Genomic DNA, 25,593 nt, shown 5'->3' on the forward strand with positions numbered 1-25,593 from the left:
TTCGGGCCGGTGCCCGGGCCGCGGCGTGGCCATGCCCGACAAGACGAAACGCCATCTGGAATCGGCCGTCGGCTACGGCATCGGCTGCGCCGTCCTCGGCCTGTTCGGCGCCGCCTGCCTGACGGTCTTCGCGCTGCTGGCGCTGGCCATGCCGATGACCGTCTCGATCGTCACCGGCACGCTGGCGGTGCTGGCGTTTCTGGGCTGGCGCAAGCGGCGTCGGCGTCAGGCGACCGAGTCCTCCAGTGCCTCCATGTCCTCGTCCGACAGGCCGAAATGATGGCCGATCTCGTGGATCAGGACATGTGAGACGAGGCTGCCGAGCGTCTCCTCGTGCTCGGCCCAGTAATCGAGGATTGGCCGGCGATAGAGCAGGATGCGGTTCGGCAATTCGCCGGTAACCGGGCTGCCAAGATCGCCGATGCCCCGGCCCTCGAACAGGCCGAGAATGTCGAAGGGGCTGTCGAGCGCCATCTCCTTGACGACATCGTCGTCGGGAAACTCGGCGATGAGGAAGCGGATCTCGCCCGACAGCGCCCGGAACTCGGCCGGCAACTCGTCATAGGCCTTGATGGCGATGGCCTCGATCACGTCGAGCCCCGGCGCCATCCGCCCTTCCCAATCCGCGGGCATCGCGCCGTTCATGGGCGGATCTCCTGATGCCGGCCGTCGCCGGGCGCTGTCTGGCCGTACCAGGCCGCGGCGGCCTCGATCTGCTCCTCGGTGAGGTGCTTGGCGATGTTCGTCATGACATGAGCATAGGCGGTGCCACCGCGCTCCCCCTCCTTCCACAGATGCAACTGGGTCTTGAGGTACCATTCGGGCTGGCCGGCCAGCCGCGGATAGACGGCATTGCGGGCCGGCTCGCGATTGGCGCCATCGGCGCCGTGGCAGCTTTCGCAGGCCGGCAGCTTGCGCTCCGGAAGGCCGTCTTCGGCAAGCCGTCGGCCGAGCGCCAGAAGCCCCTCTCGCGTGTTCGGCGGGCCCGATGCCGCTTCCTCCGGCACCGCGCGTTCGGTCTCGGTCTTCGGCGTTTCGGCAGGTGGCGTCATTGCGGCCGCGTCGGTTCCGACCCCACCGGTCGCCGCCGGGCTGCCGGGCCCTTCGACGCCGGCAAAATGCTCGGCGAGACGCGTCAGCATCTCGGCATCGTAGCGCCGGGCCGGCGGCTGCATGAACCCGCTGGCGCGCTCGCCGTTGGAATAGGCTTGCAGGCTGGCCAGAAGATAATCGGCCGGCTGTCCGGCCAGGACCGGAAAGGCGCCAGCAGGTCCGCGGCCATAGCCGTCGCGGCCGTGGCAGCGGGCGCAATCGGCCAGCGCGTCCTCGAAGGCGAGTTCGGCGCCGTTGGACAGGACGGCGTTCTGCGCGCCATTGCCGCCGTCGAGTCCACCATCGGCGCCGCTCGCCAGCGCCAGATCGTCATAGGCGGCCGGCGACATGCCGGGCAGGGCGCGCAGGAAGGCCACCTGCGCCCAGACCTCGTCGGCGCGCGCCTGCGTCGGCCAGGCCGGCATGCCGGTATATTTGATGCCGTGCTGGACGATCCAGAACAGCTCGTGGTCCGACCATTCCGGCACACGTCCCTCGAGGCGCGGCGGGTGCGGCGTCATCGACAGGACGACCGGCGACTGGGCCTCGGTCGGGCTGCCATGGCAGACGGCGCAGCCGGTTGCGAAATGCCCGGCGCCGCGCTTGACCAGCGCCGGGTCGGACAGGTCGAGATCGTCGGGAACGCTGACCGCCAGCGACTGCTTCTCGGCGGCGTTGCCCATGACCCAGTGCAGGAACCAGCCGAAGGGCGGAAAATGCCCGGAGGAGGCGGAGATCGGCACCATGCCGGACCAGCCAAGGGCGAAGGCGGCGACGACGCCGGCGGCCGCGGCGGCGCCGATCCGCTTCCAGGTCAGGATGAAATCGATCCGCTTGCGCATTACCGGCAGTCCGCGATCATGATGACGGGCAGGACGTCGAAGATGACGCCGACGAAGGACAGGGCGGCGAGCAGCAGCGTCGAGAATTCCAGAAACCGCTCGCGATCCTCCGGCGTGTCGCGATCGTGGCGATGGCCGCCGCCCCCGGCCGACCAGTCCCGCCAGGCGCGGCGAAAACCATAAGCGATGGCCAGCAGCGACAGGAGCGTGACGACGCCAATGGCGATCCGCGCCGTCGCAAGATCCTTGAACAGCCAGCTCTGCGGCGCGCAGGCATAGGCTGCCACCGTGTAGCTGAACAGGAAGTGCAGCGCCCAGACCAGCGGTGCCGCGATCAGCGTCCACAGATCGTCATAGGTGCGTTTGTCGACCGACATGTTCGCCTCCTAGACCAAGAGCGGGAAGAGCGAGATCGTCACCACCGTTGCCAACGCGGTTGCGGCCATGAAGTGCCAGTAGAGCGCGACATTGTGGATATCGATGTCGAAGACCGGCGTCAGCCTGCCGGCCAGCGAACGGGCAAGGCAGTAGGCCAGCATCAGCGCGCCGACTGCGCCATGGGCGGCGGTCCAGATGACCAGGGTCCAGACGATCGCCGGATGGACATGGACCGTCGGGTCCATGTTGGTGGCGTAGGGCGCCCAGACCAGGGCCGCCGCGGCCGCCAGGCTGATCGCCGCCGCACCGCCCATCAGGAGCCGCGACAGGCCGACATGGGCGCGGCTGTTGGCGACGAGCGCCGCCTGCGCGCCGATCCAGGCTGCCGCGAACAGCCCCAGCGATACCAGCGGCCAGAGCAATCCCGGGCCTTCCGAGACCGGCGGTGGGAAGTCGGCATGGATGGTGAAGAAGAAATAATAGCCGAAGGCGAGCCCGGCAAAGGCGGTGCCGTCGCCGATCATGGTGATGAACATCGCCCACCAGCCGACCGAATGCGGGCCCGACGTATAGAGCGGCAGCGACAGGCCGCGCCCGACGTCCTTTTCCATCTTCTCCGGGACGACGGCGGTGCCGCGCCACAGCCAGAGGATGATCGCCGCCGTCGCCAGCACCATCGCGGCGATGGTGGCGTACCAGTAATGGAAGGTGGCGAGGATGAAGACCGCGCCGAGGAAGATCGCCGCCCAGAAGGTCATGAAGGTCGGCCCCGGCACCCGCAGGCACTGGATCGGTCGGCCGTCGAGGACGCTGGTGACAATAGTCTCGCGCTTCATCTCGACGGCGTCGGGCAGATAGAACCGGCCCTTGTCGACGTCGTCAATGAAGTTCGGCTGGTCCCAGATCGGATAGCGGGTGCGCACCAGCGGGATCGAGCGCACGCCCCAGGCTTCGCCGGGCATCTCGCCGAGCCATTCCAGCGTGCCGGCGTTCCAGGGATTGCGCTTGGCGTAGGGCTCCTTGCCGCGCGGCCGCAGCACGTCGGCCACGACCACCAGGAAGCCGGCAGCGAAGACGAAGGCGCCGATGGTCGAGATCAGGTTCGGGATTCCGAGGCCCAGCGCCTCCGGATAGGTCCAGACCCGTCGCGGCATGCCCATCAGGCCGGACCAGTGCATCGGCATGAAGGCGACGTTGAAGCCGACGAACATCAGCCAGAAGGCGATCTTGCCGAAGCGGTCGGACAGCTTTCGGCCACCGATCAGCGGCCAGTAATAATAGACGCCGGCCATCAGCGGGAACAGCATGCCGCCGATCAGCACGTAATGGAGATGAGCGACGATGAAATAGGTGTCGTGGGCCTGCCAGTCGAAGGGCGCCAGCGCGATCATCACCCCGGTCAGCCCGCCGATGACGAAGATCGCCAGGAAGCCTGAGACGAACAGCATCGGCACCGAATAGATCACCCGGCCGGTCAGGAGCGTCGCCAGAAAGACGAAGATCTGCACGCCGGTGGGGATCGCCACCGCCTCGGAGGCTGCCGAGAAGAAGCCGAGCGAGATCGACGGCAAGCCCGTCGCGTACATGTGGTGGACCCACAGGCCGAAGGACAGGAAGCCGGTGCCGACGGCCGCCAGCACGATCCAGGAATAGCCGAGGATCGGGCGCTGGGCGAAGGTCGGCACGATCATCGCCAGAAGCGCGATCGCCGGCAGGAAGACGATGTAGACTTCCGGATGGCCGAAGATCCAGAACAGATGCTGCCACAGCATCGGGTCGCCGCCGCGCGTCGGGTCGAAGAACGGCCAGTTGAACAGCCGTTCCAGCTCGAACAGGATGTCGCCAGCAATCAGCGGCGGGAAGGCGAAGAGGATCATCCCGGCGACGACCAGCACATACCAGCCATAGAGCGGCATCAGGTTGAGCCGCATGCCGGGCGGCCGGCACTTGAGCGTGCCGACGATCAGCTCCACCGCCGCGGCGATCGAGGCGACCTCGATGAAGGACAGGCCCAGAAGCCAGATGTCCGGGCCGTAGCCGGGCGAGAACCGCTCCTGCGTCGTCAGCGGCGGATACATGAACCAGCCGCCCTCGGGGGCCGAATCGAAGAAGATCGAGCCGCAGACAAAGACGCCGCCGATCAGGAAGCACCAGTAGCCGAAGGCCGACAGGCGCGGGAATGGCAGGTCGCGCGCCCCCAGCATCTGCGGCAGCAGGATGATCGCCACGGCCTCGAAGATCGGCACCGCGAACAGGAACATCATCACGGTGCCGTGCAGCGTGTAGACCTGGTTGTAGAAGGACGCGGTCAAAAAGTCGTTGTCGGGCACCGCGAGCTGGCTGCGGATCATCAGGCCGAGAACGCCGGCAAACAGCATGAAGCCGAAGGACGTGGCGGTGTACCAGATGCCGACTTCGGTGTTGTTGACCGCCGACCAGTAGCGCCAGCCCTTGGGGGCGGCCCAGACCGTGCGCAGCCGGTCCTCCTGCTCGCGGCGGACGGCCGGGTCTTCCTGGTCGCGATCGCTCGCGCCGGTGATCGCCGGGTTGTCGAAGGGTGTCTCGCTCATTCGAGGCGTCCGAGCCATTGGGCGATCGCGTCGATCTCGGTGTCCGGCAGGACGCCGAAGGACGGCATCTCGACGCCCGGCTTGACGTGATCGGTGGAGTGGATGAAGCGGGCGATATTGGCGACATTCGTCGGCAGCAGGCCGGCGGCGATGGTCTGGCGCGAGGCGATGTGGGTGAGGTCCGGGCCGACGCGGCCGTCGGCCTCGGTGCCGCGGACCGTATGGCAGGCGCCGCAGCCATTCTTCAGGAACAGCGCCGCGCCGGGATCGTCGGTGACGGCGGCCGGCTGGGCCAGGGCCGCGACGCGCGCGTCGTATTCGGCCTGCGGCACCACCACGACGCGCAGCCCCATCTGGGTATGGGCGTCGCCGCAGAATTCGGCGCAGACGCCGTTATAGACGCCTTCGCGGGTCGGCTCGAGCACCAGCCGGTTGACCCGGCCCGGAATGGCGTCGGTCTTGCCGGCGATGGCGGGAACCCAGAAGGAATGGATCACGTCGGGGCTGCCGAGCAGGATCTCCGTGCGCCGACCGAGCGGCAGCCAGAGCTCGTTGGCGCTTTCGATGCCGCCGTCGGGCAGGCTGCGCACCGCGCCCGGCTCGCCCTCGACATCGTAGGAGATGCGCCACCAGAAGCGTTCGCCCGAGACCGCAATGGTCGGGCCGTTTGCGGGGCGGCGCAGCTCCGGCATCATGGCGAGGCCCCAGATCAGCAGGCCGGCGAGGACGACGACCGGAAAGACACCGCCACCCCAGATGATCAGGCGGAGGCCGGTGCGCTCGCTGTGGGCACGGGGCCGGGTCTTGGTGGCGTAGATGCCGAGCCCGATGACGAACAGCCAGATGGCGACCGATCCGACCAGCATGACCCAGAACAGGAAGGCGACGTCGGTGGCCTCGGCGCCGGCGCCCTCGAAGACCGATTGCGGTCCGGCGCAGCCGGTCAGGAGCGCCAGTCCGACCGGGGCGGCGAGACGCGCGACCCGGCCCGGCCGCAAGGCGGCGGGCAATCTGCGACGGCTGGAGGTCCCGGTCGTGAGCGGCCGCGATGCCGGCATCGTCATCCTTTCGATATGGCGCGGTCGCCGGATTTCCGGACGCCCCTCGTGGCGCCCTTATCGGCAGATAGGCGCCGTCCGGGCTTCGGCCAGAACGAAAATGACGACCGCGCCCACATCGCTCTGGCTGCGGCGGATCATTGGAAATTGCGCCCCTTGGGCAGCACCTCCCGGCTCTGGCGTTCGGCCATGCTGCGCTGGATCGGGCCGTCGCTCGCCGCCACCATGCGCAGGTGCCGGTGGGCCAGCCGCTTCTCGTCGATCGGCCGGCGCACCTCGTCGGCGCGGGCAAGGGCGGCACCGAGCGAAACGGCGAGTTCCGCCGCGTCCACGTCGCCGGCCTTCGCCGCATCGGGAGCAAGGCCCGCCGGACGACTGGACGGTCGTCGCAGCGGGCTCTTCACGTGATCGGCCGGGGCCAGGGCGTAGTCCGTCGTCGCGCCGCCATCGGCAACGCACATCAGAAGCGGCGTCAGGTCCTCGATGGTCTGGGCGACGACATGGATGACCCCGTACGCGGACTGCATCCGGCCGGTCACCTTGACGAAACGGGCGCCCAGGACGAGGGCACGGTGGCTTTCGAAGACCTTCGGCCAGACGATGATGTTGGCGGTGCCGGTCTCGTCCTCGATGGTCATGAAGATGACGCCCTTGGCCGAGCCGGGCCGCTGGCGGATCAGGACGAGGCCGGCGACCGTCACCCAGCTGCCCGAGCGCAGGCGCTCCAGCCGTTCGTCGGGGATGACCCGCAGGGCCTCGAGGTCGCGGCGCACGAAGCTCACCGGATGCGCCTTCAAGGACAGCGACAGGAAGCGATAATCGTTGATCACCTCTTCGCCGACCGGCATCGGCGGCAGCGTCGCGTCGGGCTCGGCCTGCAGGTCGCGGGTCGCCGCCTGCTCGAACAGCGGCAGCCGCTCCGACGAGCCCTTGGCGTCGAGCGCCCGGCAGGCCCACAGCGCGTCGCGGCGGCTGTAACCCAGCGAGGCGAAGGCGTCGGCATCGGCCAGCCGCTCGATGGTCGCGCGCTTCAGCCCCGAGCGCAGCCACAGGTCGCGCACGGAATCGTAGCCCGCGCCCCGCGCCGCCACCAGCGTGCGCATGTCGGCCTCGCCGAGGCCCTTCACCTGCCGGAAGCCGAGACGGACCGCATGGCGCGTGCGGATATGGTCGCGCATGCCGGCATTGCGCGCCTTCATCCGCCCGGGGTCGAAGGCGGCCGCCTCCAGTGTCTGGTCCCAGTCGGAGCGATTGATGTCGACCGGCCGCATCTCGACGCCGTGCTCGCGGGCGTCGCGCACGATCTGCGCCGGGGCGTAGAAGCCCATCGGCTGGGCGTTCAGGAGGGCGGCGGCGAAGACGTCCGGATAATGGCATTTCAGCCAGCAGGAGGCATAGACCAGCAGCGCGAAGGAGGCGGCGTGGCTTTCGGGAAAGCCGTATTCGCCGAAGCCCTCGATCTGCTTGAAGCAGCGCTCGGCGAAGTCGCGTTCGTAGCCGCGCGCCACCATGCCCTCGACCATCTTCTTCTGGAAGGTGTGGATGGTGCCGACCCGCCGGAAGGTCGCCATGGCGCGGCGCAGCCGGTCGGCCTCGTTGGGCGTGAAGCCGGCCGCGACGATGGCGATCTTCATCGCCTGTTCCTGGAACAGCGGCACGCCGAGGGTGCGGCCGAGCACCTCGCGCAGTTCCTCCTTGGGGAAGGTGACCGGCTCCAGCCCCATCTTGCGGCGCAGATAGGGGTGGACCATGTCGCCTTGGATCGGGCCGGGCCGCACGATCGCCACCTCGATGACCAGATCGTAGAAACAGTCGGGCCGCAGCTTGGGCAGCATGGTCATCTGCGCCCGGCTCTCGATCTGGAAGACGCCCAGCGTGTCGGCGCGCTGGATCATCGCATAGGTGGGCTGGTCGTCCTGGGCCTTCGACAGGTCGGCCAGCGTCAGCGGCAGGTCGTAATGCTGCTGCAGGAGATCGAAGGCCCGGCGCAGGCAGGACAGCATGCCCAGCGCCAGGATGTCGATCTTCAGGATGCCGAGCTCGTCGAGATCGTCCTTGTCCCACTCGACGATGGTGCGCCCCTCCATGCCGGTGTTGAGGATCGGCACCACCTCGTCGATGCGGCCCTTGGTGATGACGAAGCCGCCGACATGCTGGGACAGATGCCGGGGAAAGCCGGCGAGCTCGGCGGAAAAGGACAGGACGTTGGCGGTGGTGGCGTCCTTGGCCGACAGGCCCGCGGCCGCGGCCTCGCGTTCGCCGAGATCGGCGGAGGAATAGCCCCAGACCGAGCCGGACAGGGCCGAGACGGCATCTTCCGACAGGCCGAACGCCTTGCCGACCTCGCGGGCGGCCGAACGCGCCCGGTAGGTGATGACCGTGGCGGCGATGGCGGCGTTGTCGCGGCCGTAATGCTCGTAAATGTACTGGATCACCTCCTCGCGGCGCTCGTGCTCGAAGTCGATGTCGATGTCCGGCGGCTCGCGCCGGTCCGAGGAGATGAAGCGCTCGAACAGGAGGCCGGCCCGCTCCGGCGAGACCTCGGTGACGCCGATGCAGAAGCAGACGACGGAATTGGCCGCCGAGCCGCGGCCCTGGCACAGGATGCCCTTCTCGCGGGCGCCTTTCACGATGTGGTGGACGGTGAGGAAATACGGCTCGTACTGTAATTCGCCGATGATCTTCAGCTCGTAGTCGATCCGCGTCGTCACGCTGGCCGGCACGCCCTCCGGATAGCGCCAGCGGGCGCCCTCATGGGCGAGATGGCGCAACTCCTCGGCCGGCGAGCGCGACAGCTTCAGCGCCTCGTCGGGATATTCGTAGGCAAGGCTCTTCAGGTCGAACTGCAGCTCGGCGAAGAACCGGCCGGTCTCGGCGACCGCCTCGGGATAATGGCGGAACAGCCGCTCCATCTCGTGCGGCGCCTTCAGATGCCGCTCGGCGTTGCGCGCCAGAAGGAAGCCGGCCTCGGCCAGCGGCACATGCTCGCGGATCGCGGTCATCACGTCCTGCAGCCGCCGCCGGCCGGGCGCGTGGTGGAAGGCGTCGTTGGTGGCCAGCATCGGCGTGCGGCAACGCGCGGCCAGATGCGCCGCCCGGGCCATGCGGCGCTGGTCGAGCCCGTCATGGGCCGGCGCGACGGCCAGGCGGACGGCGCCGCCGAAGGCCTCGCGCAGCCGGTGCAACGGGTCGGCGAGGCCGGCCTCCATTGCCGCGGCGTCGCCGTCCTGGCCGCAGCCGAGCGCCTGCGGAGCGATCATCGCGAGGTTCAGCCCCTCGCCCCATTCCAGGAGGTCGGCAAGGGTGAGGATGCAGCTTCCCTTGGTCGCCCGCAGATTGCCGCGGCTCAGAAGCCGGCAGAGCCGGCCCCAGCCGGCACGGTCGCGCGGATAGGCGAAGATGTCGGGCGTCGCGTCGGAAAACACCAGCCGGGCGCCGGGTGCATAGGGCAGTTCTGCCTCGCGGGCGGCCTGATGGGCGCGCACGACGCCGGCCACGGTGTTGCGGTCGGCAATGCCGAGGCCGGCGAGCCCCAGCCGATGGGCGGTGACCACCAGCTCCTCCGGCTGCGACGCGCCGGCAAGGAAGGAAAAGCAGCTGGCGACGCCGATCTCGGGAAAGGCCCGGGGCTCGCGATAGGGCTCGATCCTCATGCGAAGATGCCGTGCAGGAACCAGGCCGGGCGCCCGTCCGGCACCTGCAGCTCGGGATCGACGGCCGGATCGGCGCAGCCCTGGCGGAACAGCCAGAAGCGGCGGCCGGCCTCGTCCTCGACGCGGTAATAGTCGCGGGCCGCCGCGTCGGGCTGGCGCCACCATTCGCTGGCGATGCGCTCCGGCCCCTCGGCCCGGCGCACCACGTGCAGCGCCCGGCGCCAGCGAAATTTCAGCGGCGCGCCGTCCGGCACCTCGAAGCTCGCCTCGATCGCTTCCGGCATGGCGAGCAGCCGCAGCGGCCGCGGCGCCGTCTGCGGCGCGGCGACCGGTGCCGGCCTTGCCAGCGCGGCCGCGCCCGCCGCCATCGGCCGCCAGCGCTCGGCCCGCTCGGGCCAGTGGCTGGCGACGGCGTCGAGCCGCAGGACGCTGGCCTCACCGAGCCGCGCCCCGAGCCTGTCGACGAGGCTGCCGAAGGCGTCGCTGCCGACGGTCTCGCCGGACAGGTCGGTCTGCAGGTCCGGCATCGGCTCGGTGGCGTAGATGGCGAGCTTGACGAGATCGTAGCCGAAGCCGGCGTCGAACTCCTCGCCGAGCCCCTTCATGCGCTCGCGGAACAGGCGCTGGATGGCGGCGGGCTCGCGCACCGGCCGCGAGGCGCCGACCACCAGCCGGTTGACCGCGCCGTCGACGCGAAACAGCGACAGTTCGAGCTGCCGCGCCCCGACGCCGCGCCGCTCCAGGTCGCCCTTCAGCCGCGCGGCGAGCAGCAGGAGGATGCGCTCGACGTCGTCGGTCAGGCTGATCGGCTCGAACAATCGACGCTCGGCAGTCAGGTCCGGCACCGGCCGGCGCGGGCTGATCGGCCGGGAGGCGCGGCCGAGCGCGGTGTCGAGGCGGGCGAGGAGATCCTCGCCGAAGCGCCGCGCCAGCCCGGCGCGGGGCAGCGCCAGCAGCGCGTCGATGGTCTTCAGGCCGAGACGGCGAAACATCGCCGCGACCGGCGGCTCCAGCCGCAGCGCGGCGACGGGCAGCGGCGACACCGCGGCCAGCTCGTCGTTCTCGGCGACGATGGCGCCGCCGCGCCCCTTGCCGCCGCCGACCAGCGCCAGGGCCGTGCCGGCATGGCTGGCGATCGCCGCGAGGGCGGCGAGGCCCTGATGGAACAGCCGCACCAGCAGGTCGTCCATCAACGCCTTCTCGCCGCCGAAGAGATGGGCGCAGCCGGAAATGTCGAGGACGAGACCATGCGGCGCGTCGAGGGCGACGAGCGGCGTGTAGCGGTCGCACCAGTCGGCGACCGCCTCCAGCAGCCGCCGGTCGGCGGCCGGGTCGGCAAGCATGACCTCCATGTCGGGAAACCGCGCCTTTGCCTCGGCCAGGCCGCTGCCCGCCGCCAGACCCATGGCCTCGGCCGCCTCGCAGGTCGCCACGATGCGGTTGGCGTTGCCGACGGTCTCATAGAGCGCCAGCGGCGCCGGGCGGCCGTTTTCGTCGCCGCCGCCGCCGGCCGCTCCCTTACGAGGCGCGTCGGAGCGCCACGACCGTCCCATCCGCTCGCGCCGGATCCGGTCCGTCGACAGCCGTGGAAACGACAGGGCGAGATAGCGGTTCGGAACGGGCCGGGGGGCCGAAACGTCGCTCATGGGAATTCCACTCCAGGACTACATGCTGCGGGCGACCGTCGCGGGATTTCTCCACCGTGACGTCGAAGACCGGGTGGCCGATGAGCTTGTCGCGGTCGGCCAGGTCGGCGACGCGGCTCGCCGGCCCCGGCCGGATCCGCAGCCGCAGCGGCGCGGCGGTGGCCTCGGGACGGGCGCTCTGGCGCAGCAGCAGCAGCGGCAGGCCGGCCTCGCGGGCGCGCAGATGCAGCCGCCGGGTGCCGTCGAGGCCGAGCCGGGCGGGATTGCCGCGCACTTCCAGGATCGCCATGGCCAGCGCCCGCGAGGTGGCGGCCTCCTCGCCGGCCCAGGCCGCCTCGTCGAGCTTGCGGGTCTTGACGAGACAGAGCGCGGCGGGGTCGAGGCCGAAGCTCGCCAGCCCCGGCAGATAGGGAAGCCCGGCCTCGGAAAACGCCATCATGTCGCCGATCCACAGGAGCGGCCGGCCGGGGTGGGCGCCGAAGCGGATCGCCAGCGCCAGCGCGAAGCCGGCGAGCGAGCCGCCGTCGCGGGTCTCGTCGAGATGGATCTCGGCCAGTCCCGCCGCCGGAAAGCCGCCGCCGAGCGCCGCATCGGCCGCCGCGTCGCCGAGCGACAGGAGCTTCGGCATCGCGCGTCGCACGGCTGCGGCGTCGCCCTGGAGGCGGGTGTCCGCGGCGGTGTTTTCCAGCCGGCAGACCGGCTCGCCCTCGATCTGCGCGATGCGCTCGCGCAACTCCGACAGGGCACGATTCCTAGCAAAGTCCCGGTCCGTGCCATACAGTCGAACGGGCGCGGGCGGGGCCGCGCGCCGGGAAGCGGTCAGCGCGACGGGATCGGTCGAGGCCATAGGATTCTCCTTCGATCACAAGGGATTCGCGATCGCTCCGCCTCACCAAGAGGTTTGTTCCTGATATGTTCCTATGGATTCCAGAGCGGCCCTGGAGAGTCAAGCCGAGTCTGCTCAGGGCCCGAGCGCCGTTTCCGGAAAGGGCAGGATTCCTAATCGCCTGTCTTGCGACAACCACGCAAAAAGGCCGCCGCGAGGGTGTCGCGACGGCCTTTCGAAAGGTCTGTGGATGATGGGTGCGGTCAGGCGTCCTTGGTGACGTGCGGCCGTTCGCCGACGAAGAAGAACGGCCGCAGGCGCACGCCGAGAACCGAGCCGGCATAGGCCGCGACCAGCCACAGCCAGCCATGCAGGCTGCCCGAGGCGATGCCGCCGAAATAGGCGCCGATATTGCAGCCGAAGGCGATTCGCGCGCCGTAGCCGAGCATCAGTCCGCCGATCGCCGCGGCTAGGATGGAGCGCAGCGGAATGGCGAAGTTCGGCGCCAGCCGGCCGGCGAGGGCCGCGGCGAGAAGCGCACCGAGGATGATGCCGAAATTCATCACCGAGGTGATATCGGCGAAGATGCTGGAGGATAGCGCCGTCGCATTGCCCGGCTGCTGCCAGTAGGACCAGGCGGAGGGATCGACGCCGCCGAGTTCCGACAGCTTGGCGCCCCACAGGGCGAAGGCCGAGGTGATGCCCCAGGGGCGCCCGGCCAGCGTCAGCGTGACGAAGTTGAGCAGCGCCAGCGCGATGGCGCCGGCGACCAGCGGCCACGGTCCGCGGGCAAAGCGCGCTAGACCGTGGCGCTTCGGTGCGTCGGCCTGCTCCAGCCCGCCATGGCGGCGCTTTTCAACGAGGATCGTCACCGCCGCGATGGCCGCGAAGACGGCGAAGGACAGGAGGATGCCCAGCGGTGCGCCGACACTGTCAACGACCGAGACCGGTTCGAAGGCCGGCAGCGCCATCCACCAGTCGAAATGGATCGTCGCCAGCAGCGAGCCGATGATGAAGAAGGCCAGGGTGATCAGCATGCGGGCATTGCCGCCGCCGGCGGTGTAGAGCGTGCCGGAGGCGCAGCCGCCGCCCAGCTGCATGCCAATGCCGAAGATGAACGCCCCGACCAGCACCGAGGTGCCGACCGGCGAGACGAAGCCCGAGACCTCCTGGCCGAACAGGCTGCCGGCAGCCAGCGCCGGGAAGAACAGCGCGACGGCGATGGCGAGCATCACCATCTGGGCGCGCAGGCCCCGGCCGCGACCGTCGCGGATGAAGTTGCGCCAGGCCGAGGTGAAGCCGAAGGCGGCATGGTAGAGGACGAGGCCGAAGGCGCCGCCGACGACGAAGAGCGCGGCAATGCGCGGGCTCTGGCCGAAGGCCAGACCCAGCGCGCCGATGAGGGCGAGGCCGAGCGCGACCCAGGCGGCCGGGCTCACGGCGCCGCTGCCGGGGGCGCGGCCCGCCATGGTGATCTGCGACATGGATGTCTCCGTGGAAATGCAAGCTGTTGCGACGACAGATAGGCGCGGACTGCGGGGCCGACGACGCACAGCATGCTCCGCCCGGCAGCGGGAGGCGAAGATTGTTCCCCGCAAGGGCCGATCCGCGCCAATCGCGTCACCTCGGATGCAGTGAGGCTTTCGTGAGCCGGCTACATGCGGATGCGGCGCAGCGCGTCGGCCGGTTCGCGGCGACCGCGCCATTGCTTGGGATAGCCGAAGGAGACCTCCTCGAAGGCGACGCCGTCGATGGTCCTGGACGAGGGCATGTGCAGATGGCCGGAGATCACGGCGCGGGCATTGTAGCGGGTATGCCAGTCCTCGGTGCGGGTGGTGCCGCACCAGATCGAGAAGCGCGGAATACGCGGCAGGCGGGCCAGATCGCGGAGCAGCGGCCAGTGGTTGACGAGGATGTTGGGCACGCCGTCGTCGAGCCCGTCGAGGCGGGCCGCGGTCGCCGACACGCGCGCCGCGCACCAGGCGCTGCGGCTGGCATGGGGATCGGCCGGCAGGAACTGCTCGTCGGAGCAGACCGGCCCGCCTTCGCGGGCCCAGGCGACGGCGTCCTCATGGGCGACATCGGAGGGCCGGAAGGAATAGTCGTAGAGCAGGAACATCGGCACGATGCGCACGTCCTGTCCGTCGATGGCGACGACCGGATAGGCGTCCTCGGGCGTCAGCACGCCGCGGGCCCGGCAGCGCTCGACGAAATGGTGATAGCGCGCTTCGCCGCGCAGCGGCACGCCCTCGGAGGCCACGGCCCAGAGTTCGTGATTGCCCGGCACCCAGACGACCTGCCGGTATTTCGGCTGCAGGACGTCGAGGGCCAGATCCAGATGGCGCTCGGTCTCACCCACATCGCCGGCGAGGATCAGCCAGTCGTCCGGATGCGCGGCGATCTCGTGGATCGCCTCGCGATTGGCCGGGTGGCCCAGATGCAGGTCGGCGACGGCGAAGAGCTTCACGATGCGCCGTCCGTGGCGCCGATGTCGCTGACGGAGCCCGACAGCGGAACGGTGCGCAGGACCCGCACGGTGTCGATCCGCTCCGGCGGCGAGGCCGCGAAGGCCAGGCGGTGATCCTGCGAGACGCGCCGGCGCAGGAAGGCCCAGCGGGCCGGATCGTCGGGGCAGCCTGCATGGAAGGCGATGGTCGGCCGGTCGGTGGCGTCGTCGAGGGCGAAGGAGAAGCCGTCCAGCGGCAGGGCCAGCCCCATGCCGCGGGCCTTGATATAGGCTTCCTTCAGGGTCCAGACCGCGAAGAACCGCTCGGCCAGCGCCGGGCCGGTCGCCGCGCGCACCCATGCGGCTTCGGACGGCGAGAAATAACGCCCGGCCAGATCGAAGGTCGCGCTTTCCCGGCCGGCCGCTTCCACGTCGACGCCGATCTCGCAGCCCCTGGAGACGGCCAGCGCGACAAGGCCGCGGGTATGGGAGAGGTTGAACACGAGGCCGCCCGCCGCCTCGCCGATGATCGAGGGCCGGCCATGGCGGTTGGTCTCGAAGCGCCAGTCGGCGGGCGCGACGTCGCGATAGCGCGACAGGGTGGTGCGGACCAGCGCCCGTCCGACCAGGAACTCGTCGCGGGCGCCCGCCACCTTGTAGCGGTCGTGGCGCTCGACCTCATGCGGGTCGAGGAGCTTGCGATAGGTCGCGCGCTCGCTGTCGCCGATATCGGCCAGGAAGGTCAGCCAGATGGCGACGCCGTTCTCCGGCAGGGCAGGGGCGCTGGTGGCGGGATCGATCGGTGGCAAGGCGGTCCTCGGCGGCACGGCGGCCGGGGTTCGATGGCCGCAAAAGCATCGAGGCGCGGGGGGCGCCCGCGCCTCGATCATCGTTCAATGTGGGGAGGCCTCAGTCCACCCGGTAGAGGGGCACCGGCCGTTCGTCGCGGCGCTCCTCGCGATAGTTGCGACGATCGTCCCGCCGATCCTCGCGGAATTCGCGCCGGTCGTCACGCCGGTCTTCGCGGAAGTCCCGGCGGGCATCGCGACGGGCATCACGCCGGTCGTCGCGGCGATCGAAGTCGCGGCGGTCGCGACCCCGGCGGTCGTCGTAACGGTCCCGGTCGCGATAGAAATTGCGGCCGCGATAATGGTCGTCCCAGTAGCGGCCGATGGAGAAGGAGATGACCGGCGCGTCCATCCGGTCGACATAGCGCGGACCGGTGTAGCGGCGCTCGCGGGCGTCGGCGAGATAGTTGGACGACATCCAGCCGCGCTGGCCGTCATAGCCGACATCGCACCAGGCGCGGGTGTCGAGGCAGCCGAAGACGCGGACCCGGTCGCCGGCGCCGACGACGTTGACGGCGGGATAGGAGGTCGACGGTCCGGCGCGCAGGTTGACGTCGGTGGTGGCGATCGCACGCGACTGCGCCTGTGCGCTCGCCGGCAGCGTGATGGCGCTCGCGACCGCGAGCGCTGCAAAGAGCATCTTGTTCATGGCGTTCCCTCGGACTGAGCCGGAACCTCTCCGGTTCTCTTGCTGCAGTAAGCCACAGTCAGTCCGAACGGTTCCCGAACGCACCTGTTATCCGGCGTTCATCTTCCGCAACGGCAGGGAGGTCAGCGCTTCGCCTCGATCGCGTCCCACAGGACCGCGGCGATATCGGCGCCGCCGAAGCGCTTCACCTCGCGGATGCCGGTCGGGGAGGTGACGTTGATCTCGGTGAGGAGATCGCCGATCACGTCGATGCCGACGAAGATCAGGCCGCGCTCGCGCAGCGCCGGTCCGATGCGCTCGCAGATCTCGCGTTCGCGCGGCGTCAGCTCGGTCGGGGTCGCCTGGCCGCCGACATGCATGTTGGAGCGGGTGTCGGTCTCGGCCGGCACGCGGTTGATCGCACCGGCGAACTCGCCGTCGACCAGTATGATCCGCTTGTCGCCCTTGCGCACGTCCTTCAGATAGCGCTGCACGATGAACGGCTCGCGGAACAGAAGGCCGAAGGTCTCCAGGAAGGAGGTCAGGTTGCGGTCGTCCGGGGTGATGTGGAAGACGCCCGCGCCGCCATTGCCGTAGAGAGGCTTCATGACGATGTCGCCGAATTCGGCGCGGAAGGCCATGACCTCTTCCGGGTCCTTGGTGATCAGCGTCTCCGGCATCAGGTCGGCGAATTCGGTGACGAAGATCTTCTCCGGCGCGTTGCGCACCGAGGTCGGGTCGTTGACGACCAGCGTCTTGGGGTGGATGCGGTCGAGAATGTGGGTCGAGGTGATGTAGGCCATGTCGAAGGGCGGGTCCTGGCGCAGGAGGACGACGTCCATCTCGGCCAGATCGACCTTTTCCTGGGGCCCGAGGCTGAAATGGTTGCCCTCTTCCTCGCGCAGTTCCAGCACCTCGCCGCGGGCCGTGGCGCGACCGTCGCGCAGCGACAGCCGGTCGGGCGTGTAGTGGAACAGGCTGTGGCCGCGGTTCTGCGCTTCCAGGCAGAGGGCGAAGGTGGAATCGCCCTTGATCGAGATCGAGGAGACATGGTCCATCTGGACCGCGACTTTGAGCGCCATGGGGTTTCCTTCGCCTGGGAACGGGTACGACCGCGCTGCGACGTAGCGCCGAGCGGCGGCATGCGCAATGGCAATGGACGGATCGTCGCCGGCAAGGCCCCAAGCGGGGCCTCGGTCATGCGACCCAGCGGCGTCCGGTGGTCTCCAGCCCGAAGAAGCGCGGCGTGCGGGCAAAGGCGGCGAGGCCGGCCAGCGCGGCCAGCGGCTCGGTCACCACGAAGAGCGGGATCTCGCGCATCAGGGCGCTGTGCGGCGCCTTGTCCTCGAAGGCGGCGCGGACCTGGTCGGCCTTCAGGATCGGGATGATGCGCTGGAAGATACCACCGGCGATGTAGACGCCGCCGCGGGCCATGAAGAGAAGCGCGATGTCGCCGGCCACGCGGCCAAGATAGGTGGCGAAGAGGTCGACGGCTTCGCTCGACGGCGCGTCCTTGCGGTTGACCGCCGCCTCGGTGATCTCGGCGGGCGAGCTGTGGACCGGGTCGACGCCGTCGGCGGCGCAGATCGCCTCGTAGAGATTGACGAGGCCGCGGCCGCACAGGACCTGTTCGCCCGACACCCGTCCCTCGATGGTCTTCAGATGCGGCCAGATCGCGTAGTCGCGGGGCGTGCGCGGGCCAAGATCGATATGGCCGCCTTCGCCGGCGACCGGGATCCACATGCTGCGAGCCCGCACCAGCCCGGCGACGCCGAGACCGGTGCCGGGGCCAAGCACGGCGCGGCTGGCGCCTTCATGGACGGTGCCGCCGCCGATCTGCGAGCGCGAGGCGTCGCCCAGCGCGGAGATCGCCAGCGCCTGCGCCTCGAAATCGTTGAGGACGATGACCTCCTCGATCCCCAACTCGGCCAGCATCTTGCGCGGCCGTACCACCCAGGGGCAGTTGGTCAGGTCGATCTCGTCGCCGTCCACCGGGCCGGCGACCGCCAGGACCGCCGATTTCGGCTGGATGGAGGTCTTGTCCAGAACCGTCGCCTGGATCGCATCGTCGATCGTCTCGAAATCCGCGGTCTGGATCACCGGGAACGGCTTGGGATCGGCGAAGGCGTCGACCAGCAGGGAAAAGCGCGCATTGGTGCCGCCGATATCGCCGATGAGGACCGGAAACTTCAACGCGTCGTTTTCGTCGCGCTTGCCTGCCATGGGAATGCCCGCTTCAATCGATTCGTATGACTGCCACATAGGCCATTGCCGTGACGAAGGCAAAACGCCAATCCGCCGCGCGCGCCGGCTCCGGCCCCTCCCGCGGGGCCGGCAGCGGCCCGCAGGACGGACCGATGCGGGTCAGCGGATCGGGCGGTTGGTCGGGATCGGAACCCGCACTTCGGGCGCATAGCCCAGCGCCCCGGCCGGGGCGGCCATGCTGGCGGCTACCACGCCGCCGCCGCCGTCGAAGCGGGCCGGCGCGTTGGCGACCTGGCGGCAGGCGTCGGGCATGTCGGCCAGCATCATCGGCGGCTTGGGCTTGGCCGGCTTGCCGCCGGGCTTGGGCGGCTGCAACGCCACGTCGAACCACCAGTCGAGATCGCCGCAGCCGTCGCCGCTGCCGGTCGAGCGCTGCGCCGTGCAGCCGGGCGAGCCGGGCTGGCAGAACAGCCGCACGTGAAAATGTTCGTGATGGCCGTAATAGGGGCGGACCTTGTTCAGCCAGGCGCGTTCGCGCCCCGTGGTCTCGCACAGCTTCTTCTTGATGCCCGGATGGACGAAAATGCGCTGCACCTTGGGGTCCTCGGCCGCCATCCGGATGAGGTCGCGATAGTTCGAGGTCCAGACCCGGTCGTCGACCTGGAAGGTGCCGGGCTTCAGCACCGAGCGGAACGGAAAATCCTCGCGGGCTTGCGGCGTCAGCCGGCCGGCCGGCATCGGCTGCAGCCAGATGTCGGCGTCCAGCCCGATCTGGTGCGAGGCATGGCCGGACGGCATCGGGCCGCCACGGGCCTGCGAAATGTCACCGACGAGAAGGCCGGGCCAGACGCCGCGCGCCGCCGCCTCACGGGAGAGGCGCTCGAGGAAGTCGATGGTGTTGGGATGGCCATAGCGGCGATCGCGCGACAGGCGCATCGCCTGCCATGTCGGACCGTCGGCGGGCAGCTGCGCCGCGCCGGCAAGGCAACCCTTGGAGTAGAAGCCGTGGCTGGCCGAGGGCAGGGCCGCCGCCGCATGCTGGCTGCCGAAGATCTGCTTGGCGGTCGGCTCGGCCGCGACGGCCGTGCAGGCCATCATCGCCGCGACCAGAAGCGCGCCCGCCGCCGTGCGTGTTCGCGTCTTGCCCGTTGCCGTCATCAGCCTCGTCGTCCCCCGTCGTCGCGTCCGCGAGCCTATCGGGCGCAGTTGGGCCGAGGCTTGCGGGAAGGCGTCCGGGCGCGGCGAGACGCCGGCCCGGATCATCATGCGAAGACTGCCGCAGGCTTATGCCGTTTTCGTGGCCGTCAGCCGGAAACCTCGACCCAGTCGCCGGTCCGGCCGGCCTCGAACAGGGCGTCGATCGCCGCCTGGTTGCGGCGGCTGGATTCCAGCGAGAACAGTTCGGTGCCCTTGCCGGCGATCGCGTCGGCGAAGCTTTCCACCTGCAGCCGGTACTGGTCGATGCCGGGGAAGCGGAAGGTCTCGGTGTGGCGGTGCGTGCGATCGTGCAGGAGCACCTTGTCGCCGTCATAGAGGCTGGCGTTGAACGGCGCGGCGATCTCGATGAAGCCGTCCTGGCCGTGGAAGACGATGCCCTGCCGGTTGGCCATGCGGGTGCCCAGATACAGGCTCATCTCGAAGTCGCCGAAATCCACCGTGCCGGTGACGAAGGAATCGGTGCCGAACTCGGCATCCGTGACCACCTTCGAGCGCACCCGTACCGGCTCCATGCCGGTCGCGAAGCGGCTGGTGACCATGGGATAGACGCCGATGTCGCGCAGCGCGCCGCCGCCCAGCTCGGGCCGGTTGCGCATGTTGGCGGCGTCGACATTGTAGTAGCTGAAGGCCGCCTCGATATGCATCAGCCGGCCGATGGCACCGTCGGCGATCAGCTGCTGCACCTTGGCCCATTGCGGGTGGTAGGTGACCATGAAGGCCTCGGACACCGTGACGCCCGCGGTCTTCGCAGCATCCGCGATCGTCGCGATCTCCGCGGCGGTCATGCCCATCGGCTTTTCGCACAGGACGTGCTTGCCGGCCTCGATCGCCTTCAGCGTCCATTCGGCGTGCTGGGACGTCGGCAGCGGGACGTAGATCACGTCGACCTCGTCGGAGGTCAGGAGCTCGTTGTAGCTGCCATAGGCGCGCGGGATGCTGAACATCTCGGCGACTTCGCGCGCCCGCTCCACGTCACGGCTGGCAATCGCCGCCAGCCTGCCATTGGTCGCCTTGGCGATCGCGGGCATCACATGTTCCCGCCCGATCTTGGCGGTGGACAGAATTCCCCATCTGAGCATGCCGGTTCCCCCCTTGTGGTCGTTGGTCGTCATCGTCCTTGCCGCGACCGGCCGCCCCTCGCCGGGCGGCCGGTCGCAGGTCTCGTCAGCCGTTCAGGACGGCCTTCACGGCGTCCAGCTCGGTCAGCGGCAGCTGCGGCCGCGGGCCGATCTGGCCGATGATGTGGCCGGCCGACGCGACGCCGAGCCGGGCCGATTTCTCGTGGTCGAGGCCCATCGTATAGCCGCGCAGGAAACCCGCGGCGAAGAGGTCGCCCGCACCGGTCGCGTCGACCACCTTGTCGACCGCCGTCGCCGGCACCGTGATCCGCTGCTCGCCCTCGGCCACGACGCAGCCCTTCTCGCTGCGGGTGACCGCGGCGAAGCGCTTGACGTCCTTGGCCAGCGCGTCGATCGCCGCGTCCATGTCCTCGGTCTCGTAGAGCGCCTTGGCCTCGGCCTCGTTGGCGAAGACGATGTCGACCGTGCCCGAGCGGATCAGGTCGAGGAATTCGGCGCGGTAGCGATGCACGCAGAAGGAATCCGACAGGGTCATGGCGACCTCGCGGCCGTTCTCATGGGCGATCTTCGCGGCGGCGACGATGGCCTCCTTGGCGCGGGGCGGATCCCACAGATAGCCTTCGAAATAGGTGACCTTGGCAGAAGCCACGAGCCCGGCGTCGATGTCCTGCGGGCCGAGCTCTGTGCAGGCGCCGAGGAAGGTGCTCATCGAGCGCTCGCCATCCGGCGTGACCAGCACCATGCAGCGCGCCGTCGGCGGCGTGGTGTCCAGCGGCGTGGTGTCGAACTTGACGCCGAGCGCGCGGATGTCGTGGGTGAAGATCCGGCCGAGCTGGTCGTTGGCGACCTTGCCGATATAGGCGCCGGTGCCGCCGAGGCTGACCAGCCCCGCGATGGTGTTGCCGGCGCTGCCGCCCGAGGTCTCGGTGCCCGGACCCATGGCGTCGTAGAGATGCTCGGCGCGTTCGGCGTCGATCAGCGTCATGCCGGCCTTCTGCACGCCTTCGCGTTCCAGAAAGGCGTCGTCGGCCCGCGCGATGATGTCGACGATCGCATTGCCGATCGTCAGAACGTCGTATTCTGCCATGGTCCATCCTGTCGTTGAAGCGTGCCGTCTGGTTAACCCGCGGCGGCCGAAATGGCCAGCGGGGCAAGCGCGGCCCGCGTTGCGGGGGCGCGTCGGCGTGCCTATCTCGGCTGGACGGAAAGGACGCCCGATGATCTTCACCGCCGCCCGGCTTGCGCTCGCCGACATCTTCTCGCCGCCCTTCCGGGCCGCCCTCTGGAAGACCCTCGGGCTGACGGCCGTCGTGCTCGTGGCGCTCTGGTTCGGCATCGGCGCCATCGCCGAGATATTCGCCGTGCCGTTCCTGTCCAACCTCTTCCCGGACGATCTGAGCTGGCTCGATCAGGCCGGCACGCTGGCCGGCTGGGCCGCCGGCCTGCTTCTGGCGGTGCTCCTGGCCTTCCTGATCGGTCCGATCAGCGCGGTCATCGCCAGCCTCTTCCTCGACGACGTGGCGGTGGTGGTCGAGCGCGAGAGCTACCCGGATGCCCCGACCGGCACGGCGATGGCTTTCCTGCCGGGGCTCGTCCTGTCGGTAAAGTTCTTTGGCGTCGTCATCCTCGGCAATCTGCTGGCGCTGGTGCTGCTGCTGGTGCCGGGCGTCAACATCGCCGCCTTCTTCCTGGTCAACGGCTATCTGCTCGGCCGCGAATATTTCGAGTTCGCGGCCATGCGCTACCGGTCGGAGGACGAGGCCAAGGCGATCCGTTCGCGCCATGGCGGCACGGTGTTCGTGGCGGGCCTCTTGATCGCCGGCTTCCTGGCGATCCCGATCGTCAATCTGCTGACGCCGCTCTTTGCCGCGGCGCTGATGGTGCATCTGCACCAGCGCATCGCGGCGAAGACCGGCGGCCTGCCGGTCCAGGCGGACCGGACCGCGCGCCGCGTCAGGGGATCGGATGCAGCGGCGCCGGAACGTCGTTCGTCTTGATCTCGGCCTTGCAGAGATCGGCGACGACGCAGGCCTCGCAGTCCGGCTTGCGCGCCTTGCAGACATAGCGGCCGTGCAGGATCAGCCAGTGATGGGCATGGCGGCGATAGGGCTGCGGAATGATCCGCAACAGTCCCTGCTCCACCGCCTCGGGCGTTGCGCCGGGCGCCAGCTTCAGCCGGTTGCCGATCCGGAAGATGTGGGTGTCGACGGCCAGCGTCTCCTCGCCGAAGGCGACGTTGAGAACGACGCTGGCGGTCTTGCGACCGACGCCGGGGAGGGCCTCCAGCGCGGCGCGCTCGCCGGGCACTTGGCCGCCATGCTGCGCCACCAGCGTCCCGGCGAGGGCGGCGACGTTCTTGGCCTTGTTGCGATAGAGCCCGATGGTGCGGATATGCTCGCGGATCGCATCCTCGCCCAGCGCCGCCATGGCGGCAGCATTGTCGGCGACGCGAAACAGTTCGCGCGTCGCCTTGTTGACGCCGGCATCGGTCGCCTGCGCCGACAGGACGACGGCGACCAGTAGCGTGAACGGATTGGTGTAGGCGAGCTCTGACACGGGCTCCGGCCGCTGCACCGAGAAGCGCCGGAAGATCTCGGTGATCTCCTCGTCCGAATAGGGGATCTTCACGCGGCGCGGCCGGGCCGGGCGCCGTGACGCCGCCCTGGCCGGACGCTTGGCACTGGCCGCGCGAGGCGATGCGTCGCTTTTGCCGCGCTTGACCCCTTGGCCGGATGGTCCAATCTTGTCGCTCATCGTTGCCCTATAGCGAGACGACGCCGTGACTGACAATCGCGATGGCACAGGTCAGGCCGACGCCGCGTCGGAACGGCCGATCTTCGAGGCCTTGCTGACGCCCTACCGCTCGCTCGGCCGGCGCGGCTTCAACATCCTCATGGTCTTTGTCGGCGGGGTCAGCCTCGTCACCGGCATCGCCTTCGTCGCCAAGGGCGCCTGGCCGGTCTTCGGCTTTTTCGGCGTCGACGTGCTGCTGATCTGGTGGGCGTTTCGCGCCAGCTACCGCTCGGCCAGGGCGCGCGAACTCGTCACCGTTTCTCGGACCGACCTGGCGATCCGCAAGATCTCGCCGCGCGGCGAGGTCCGCGAGACCCATCACAATCCGTTCTGGGCGCGGTTCAAGGTGGACCGGCACGACGAGATCGGCATCACACGGATGAGCGTCGATTCCAAGGCCGCCTCGACCGAGATCGGCGGGTTTCTCAATCCCGACGACCGCGAGAGCTTTGCCCGCGAATTCAACCGCGCACTGCTGACCGCCAAGGGCCGCTGACCGGCTGGCGCCTCCGTCGGGCCGATTGTCGGAAAACGGGTGGCGGACGCCGCCCGCGGAGGCGATGATCGGCCAGCAAGGGAGAATTGCCATGTTGTCGATCGCACCCGACACGGTCCGAACCGACCCCGCCGTGATCACGCCATCCGCCGGCCAGGAGAGCCTTGGCGATTACGAGACGGTCCGCCGCGCCATCGAGTTCATCTCGACCCATTACAGCGAGCAGCCGAGCCTCGGCGAGATCGCAGCCGCGCTCGGTCGTTCGGAAGAAGCGTTGACCGCCGTGTTCCGCCGCTGGGCCGGGCTGACGCCGAAGGCGTTCCTGCAGGCCGTCACCATGGACCACGCCCGCCGCCTGCTCGACGGCGGGGCGTCGCTGCTGGATGCCGCCTTCGAGGTTGGCCTCTCCGGCCCGTCGCGGCTGCACGACCTCTTCGTCAAGCACGAGGCCCAGTCGCCGGGCGCCTACAAGGCCAAGGGCGCGGGCATCGCCTTCGACTACGGCTTTCACGCGACGCCCTTCGGCCTGGCGCTGGTCGTGGCCACCGAACGGGGCCTGGCCGGCATCGGCTTTGCCGAACCCGGCGATGGCGGCGAGGCGGCGGCGCTGGACGACATGCGCCGGCGCTGGCCGAAGGCGAGCTTCCGGCCGGCGCCCGACCGGACCGCCCCGCTCGCCCGGCGCATCTTCGAGCCCGGCCACTGGCAGAGCGAGCGGCCGTTGCGGGTGGTGCTGATCGGGACGGATTTCGAGATCCGGGTCTGGGAAACGCTGCTGACGATCCCGGTAGGGCAGGCGACCACCTATGCCAGCGTCGCCGGGCGCATCGGCGCGCCGAAGGCGGCCCGCGCCGTGGGGGCGGCGGTCGGGCGCAACCCGGTCTCCTTCGTGGTGCCGTGCCACCGGGTGGTCGGGAAGTCCGGCGCGCTCACTGGCTATCACTGGGGCATCACCCGCAAGCGGGCGATGCTGGGCTGGGAAAGCGGACTTCTGGCCCGCGACGGCGGATGACATGCGGCTTGTCCTAACTAAGACACGTGCCGGGGCAAGCGGTCGCATCCGCAGGCTCGCACGCGGCCCTATCTGAACTCCCCGATCAGGGGGGAGGACGAGGCCGGTGGCCGGACGGATGAGCGACATGGCGGTTCTGCCGGAGGCAGCGGTGGAGACGGTGTTTCGCCGCCTTGCCGCCGAGATGCCGGGGCGCACGGCGATGGCCAAGGGGCCGAAGGATCAGCCCGACCCGTTCCGCTCGCTGGTCTCCTGCGTCCTCTCGGCCCAGAGCCTCGACCGCAACACGGCCGCGGCGGCCGAGGCGCTGTTTGCGCTGGCCACGACCCCGCAGGCGATGCTGATGCTCGGTGAGGAGGCGCTTGCCCGGGCGATCAAACCTTGCGGCCTCTACAACATGAAGGCGCGCAATCTGACGCGGCTCTGCCACGCGCTGCTGGAGAGCCATGGGGGGCTCGTCCCGCAGGATCGGGCCGGGCTGATGGCGCTGCCGGGCGTCGGGCGCAAATGCGCCGATATCGTCCTCAGCTTCACCTTCGGACAGGACGTCATCGCCGTCGACACCCATGTCCACCGGGTCGCCAACCGCATCGGCCTGACGGCGGCGCGTGGGGCCGACGCCACCGCCGACCAGCTCGCCGCCCGCGCCCCGGACTGGGCGCAGGGCGACGGGCATTTCTGGCTGATCCAGTTCGGCAAGGCGGTCTGCGTGGCGCGCAGACCCCGCTGCGAGGCCTGCATGCTCACCGATCTCTGCCTCTGGTTCGCCGCCAACCGGGACGCCGCCGCCTCCTGAGCGGCGG

General features: G+C 69.6%; 23 protein-coding genes. 5 read left to right on the forward strand and 18 right to left on the reverse strand.

Translation table 11 applies throughout. The features are described from left to right. The first annotated feature begins 31 nt into the window (after positions 1-31). Positions 32-280, forward strand: coding sequence for a phage holin family protein (locus N7I30_RS12595; RefSeq protein WP_187390020.1), 249 nt, complete (start codon positions 32-34; stop codon positions 278-280). Here the strand turns inward: N7I30_RS12595 and N7I30_RS12600 are convergent. The 17 genes from N7I30_RS12600 to N7I30_RS12680 all read right to left on the reverse strand — a co-directional run bounded on the left by N7I30_RS12600 (position 226) and on the right by N7I30_RS12680 (position 21,576). Continuing rightward, on the reverse strand, positions 226-645 hold the full coding sequence (locus N7I30_RS12600; RefSeq protein WP_498639258.1) for a metallopeptidase family protein: 420 nt from the start codon (positions 643-645) through the stop codon (positions 226-228). The two genes, N7I30_RS12595 and N7I30_RS12600, sit on opposite strands and share 55 nt — an antisense overlap. Continuing rightward, a complete protein-coding gene (locus N7I30_RS12605) occupies positions 642-1,934 on the reverse strand; it encodes a c-type cytochrome (protein WP_498639259.1) in 1,293 nt (430 codons plus the stop codon). The genes N7I30_RS12600 and N7I30_RS12605 overlap by 4 nt, the downstream gene beginning before the upstream one ends. Further along, entirely contained in the window at positions 1,934-2,311 is a 378-nt protein-coding gene (locus tag N7I30_RS12610; RefSeq protein ID WP_009211180.1) for a hypothetical protein, read from the reverse strand. The genes N7I30_RS12605 and N7I30_RS12610 overlap by 1 nt, the downstream gene beginning before the upstream one ends. Positions 2,312-2,320: 9 nt before the next feature. After that, complete coding sequence (gene ctaD, locus N7I30_RS12615; protein WP_498639261.1) at positions 2,321-4,882, reverse strand: cytochrome c oxidase subunit I; 2,562 nt, start codon at positions 4,880-4,882, stop codon at positions 2,321-2,323. Beyond that, positions 4,879-5,892 carry a cytochrome c oxidase subunit II gene (gene coxB, locus N7I30_RS12620; RefSeq protein WP_498639263.1) on the reverse strand — a complete coding sequence of 338 codons (1,014 nt, stop codon included), beginning with the start codon at positions 5,890-5,892 and terminating at the stop codon, positions 4,879-4,881. The genes ctaD and coxB overlap by 4 nt, the downstream gene beginning before the upstream one ends. 185 nt (positions 5,893-6,077) lie before the next feature. Next, positions 6,078-9,593 carry an error-prone DNA polymerase gene (locus tag N7I30_RS12625; RefSeq protein ID WP_498639265.1) on the reverse strand — a complete coding sequence of 1,172 codons (3,516 nt, stop codon included), beginning with the start codon at positions 9,591-9,593 and terminating at the stop codon, positions 6,078-6,080. Beyond that, complete coding sequence (locus N7I30_RS12630) at positions 9,590-11,146, reverse strand: Y-family DNA polymerase (RefSeq protein WP_498639525.1); 1,557 nt, start codon at positions 11,144-11,146, stop codon at positions 9,590-9,592. Before N7I30_RS12630 ends, N7I30_RS12625 begins: the two co-directional genes overlap by 4 nt. After that, a complete protein-coding gene (locus N7I30_RS12635) occupies positions 11,112-12,086 on the reverse strand; it encodes an ImuA family protein (protein WP_498639267.1) in 975 nt (324 codons plus the stop codon). The genes N7I30_RS12630 and N7I30_RS12635 overlap by 35 nt, the downstream gene beginning before the upstream one ends. A gap of 242 nt (positions 12,087-12,328) precedes the next feature. Further along, positions 12,329-13,549: a YeeE/YedE family protein gene (locus N7I30_RS12640; protein ID WP_498639269.1), complete on the reverse strand. Its 1,221-nt coding sequence runs from the start codon at positions 13,547-13,549 to the stop codon at positions 12,329-12,331. A gap of 170 nt (positions 13,550-13,719) precedes the next feature. Continuing rightward, on the reverse strand, positions 13,720-14,532 hold the full coding sequence (locus tag N7I30_RS12645; protein ID WP_498639271.1) for a metallophosphoesterase family protein: 813 nt from the start codon (positions 14,530-14,532) through the stop codon (positions 13,720-13,722). After that, the gene (locus N7I30_RS12650) at positions 14,529-15,320 is read right to left on the reverse strand and encodes a 4'-phosphopantetheinyl transferase family protein (protein ID WP_498639273.1); all 792 of its coding nucleotides are present in this window, start codon (positions 15,318-15,320) and stop codon (positions 14,529-14,531) included. The genes N7I30_RS12645 and N7I30_RS12650 overlap by 4 nt, the downstream gene beginning before the upstream one ends. A gap of 100 nt (positions 15,321-15,420) precedes the next feature. Then, entirely contained in the window at positions 15,421-16,008 is a 588-nt protein-coding gene (locus tag N7I30_RS12655; RefSeq protein WP_188075253.1) for an SH3 domain-containing protein, read from the reverse strand. Between the two features lie 122 nt (positions 16,009-16,130). Continuing rightward, positions 16,131-17,069 (reverse strand): glutathione synthase, encoded by a 939-nt coding sequence (gene gshB / locus N7I30_RS12660; protein WP_024349379.1) that lies wholly within the window; start codon positions 17,067-17,069, stop codon positions 16,131-16,133. A 115-nt stretch (positions 17,070-17,184) separates the two neighbouring features. After that, positions 17,185-18,210: a glucokinase gene (locus tag N7I30_RS12665; RefSeq protein WP_024349380.1), complete on the reverse strand. Its 1,026-nt coding sequence runs from the start codon at positions 18,208-18,210 to the stop codon at positions 17,185-17,187. 141 nt (positions 18,211-18,351) lie between these two features. Then, entirely contained in the window at positions 18,352-19,350 is a 999-nt protein-coding gene (gene mepA, locus N7I30_RS12670) for a penicillin-insensitive murein endopeptidase (protein WP_498639276.1), read from the reverse strand. A gap of 146 nt (positions 19,351-19,496) precedes the next feature. Then, entirely contained in the window at positions 19,497-20,489 is a 993-nt protein-coding gene (locus N7I30_RS12675) for a Gfo/Idh/MocA family protein (protein ID WP_498639527.1), read from the reverse strand. A gap of 85 nt (positions 20,490-20,574) precedes the next feature. Further along, a complete protein-coding gene (locus tag N7I30_RS12680; RefSeq protein ID WP_498639278.1) occupies positions 20,575-21,576 on the reverse strand; it encodes an adenosine kinase in 1,002 nt (333 codons plus the stop codon). Between the two features lie 130 nt (positions 21,577-21,706). On the opposite strand from N7I30_RS12680, the gene N7I30_RS12685 reads away from it, so the two are divergent. Continuing rightward, the gene (locus tag N7I30_RS12685) at positions 21,707-22,486 is read left to right on the forward strand and encodes a sulfate transporter family protein (RefSeq protein ID WP_498639280.1); all 780 of its coding nucleotides are present in this window, start codon (positions 21,707-21,709) and stop codon (positions 22,484-22,486) included. On the opposite strand, the gene nth is transcribed toward N7I30_RS12685, so the two are convergent. After that, a complete protein-coding gene (gene nth / locus N7I30_RS12690; protein WP_498639282.1) occupies positions 22,443-23,117 on the reverse strand; it encodes an endonuclease III in 675 nt (224 codons plus the stop codon). The genes N7I30_RS12685 and nth overlap by 44 nt on opposite strands. A gap of 151 nt (positions 23,118-23,268) precedes the next feature. Between nth and N7I30_RS12695 the strand changes: the two genes are divergently transcribed. The 3 genes from N7I30_RS12695 (at position 23,269) to N7I30_RS12705 (ending at position 25,586) form a co-directional block, all read left to right on the forward strand. Continuing rightward, a complete protein-coding gene (locus N7I30_RS12695; protein WP_187390006.1) occupies positions 23,269-23,778 on the forward strand; it encodes a DUF2244 domain-containing protein in 510 nt (169 codons plus the stop codon). Positions 23,779-23,869: 91 nt separating this feature from the next. Continuing rightward, a complete protein-coding gene (locus tag N7I30_RS12700) occupies positions 23,870-24,790 on the forward strand; it encodes a methylated-DNA--[protein]-cysteine S-methyltransferase (RefSeq protein WP_498639284.1) in 921 nt (306 codons plus the stop codon). Between the two features lie 127 nt (positions 24,791-24,917). Continuing rightward, positions 24,918-25,586 carry an endonuclease III domain-containing protein gene (locus tag N7I30_RS12705; protein ID WP_498639286.1) on the forward strand — a complete coding sequence of 223 codons (669 nt, stop codon included), beginning with the start codon at positions 24,918-24,920 and terminating at the stop codon, positions 25,584-25,586. Positions 25,587-25,593: the final 7 nt, after the last annotated feature.

The organism is Aurantimonas litoralis, from assembly GCF_026153195.1.
GTDB lineage: Bacteria > Pseudomonadota > Alphaproteobacteria > Rhizobiales > Rhizobiaceae > Aurantimonas > Aurantimonas coralicida.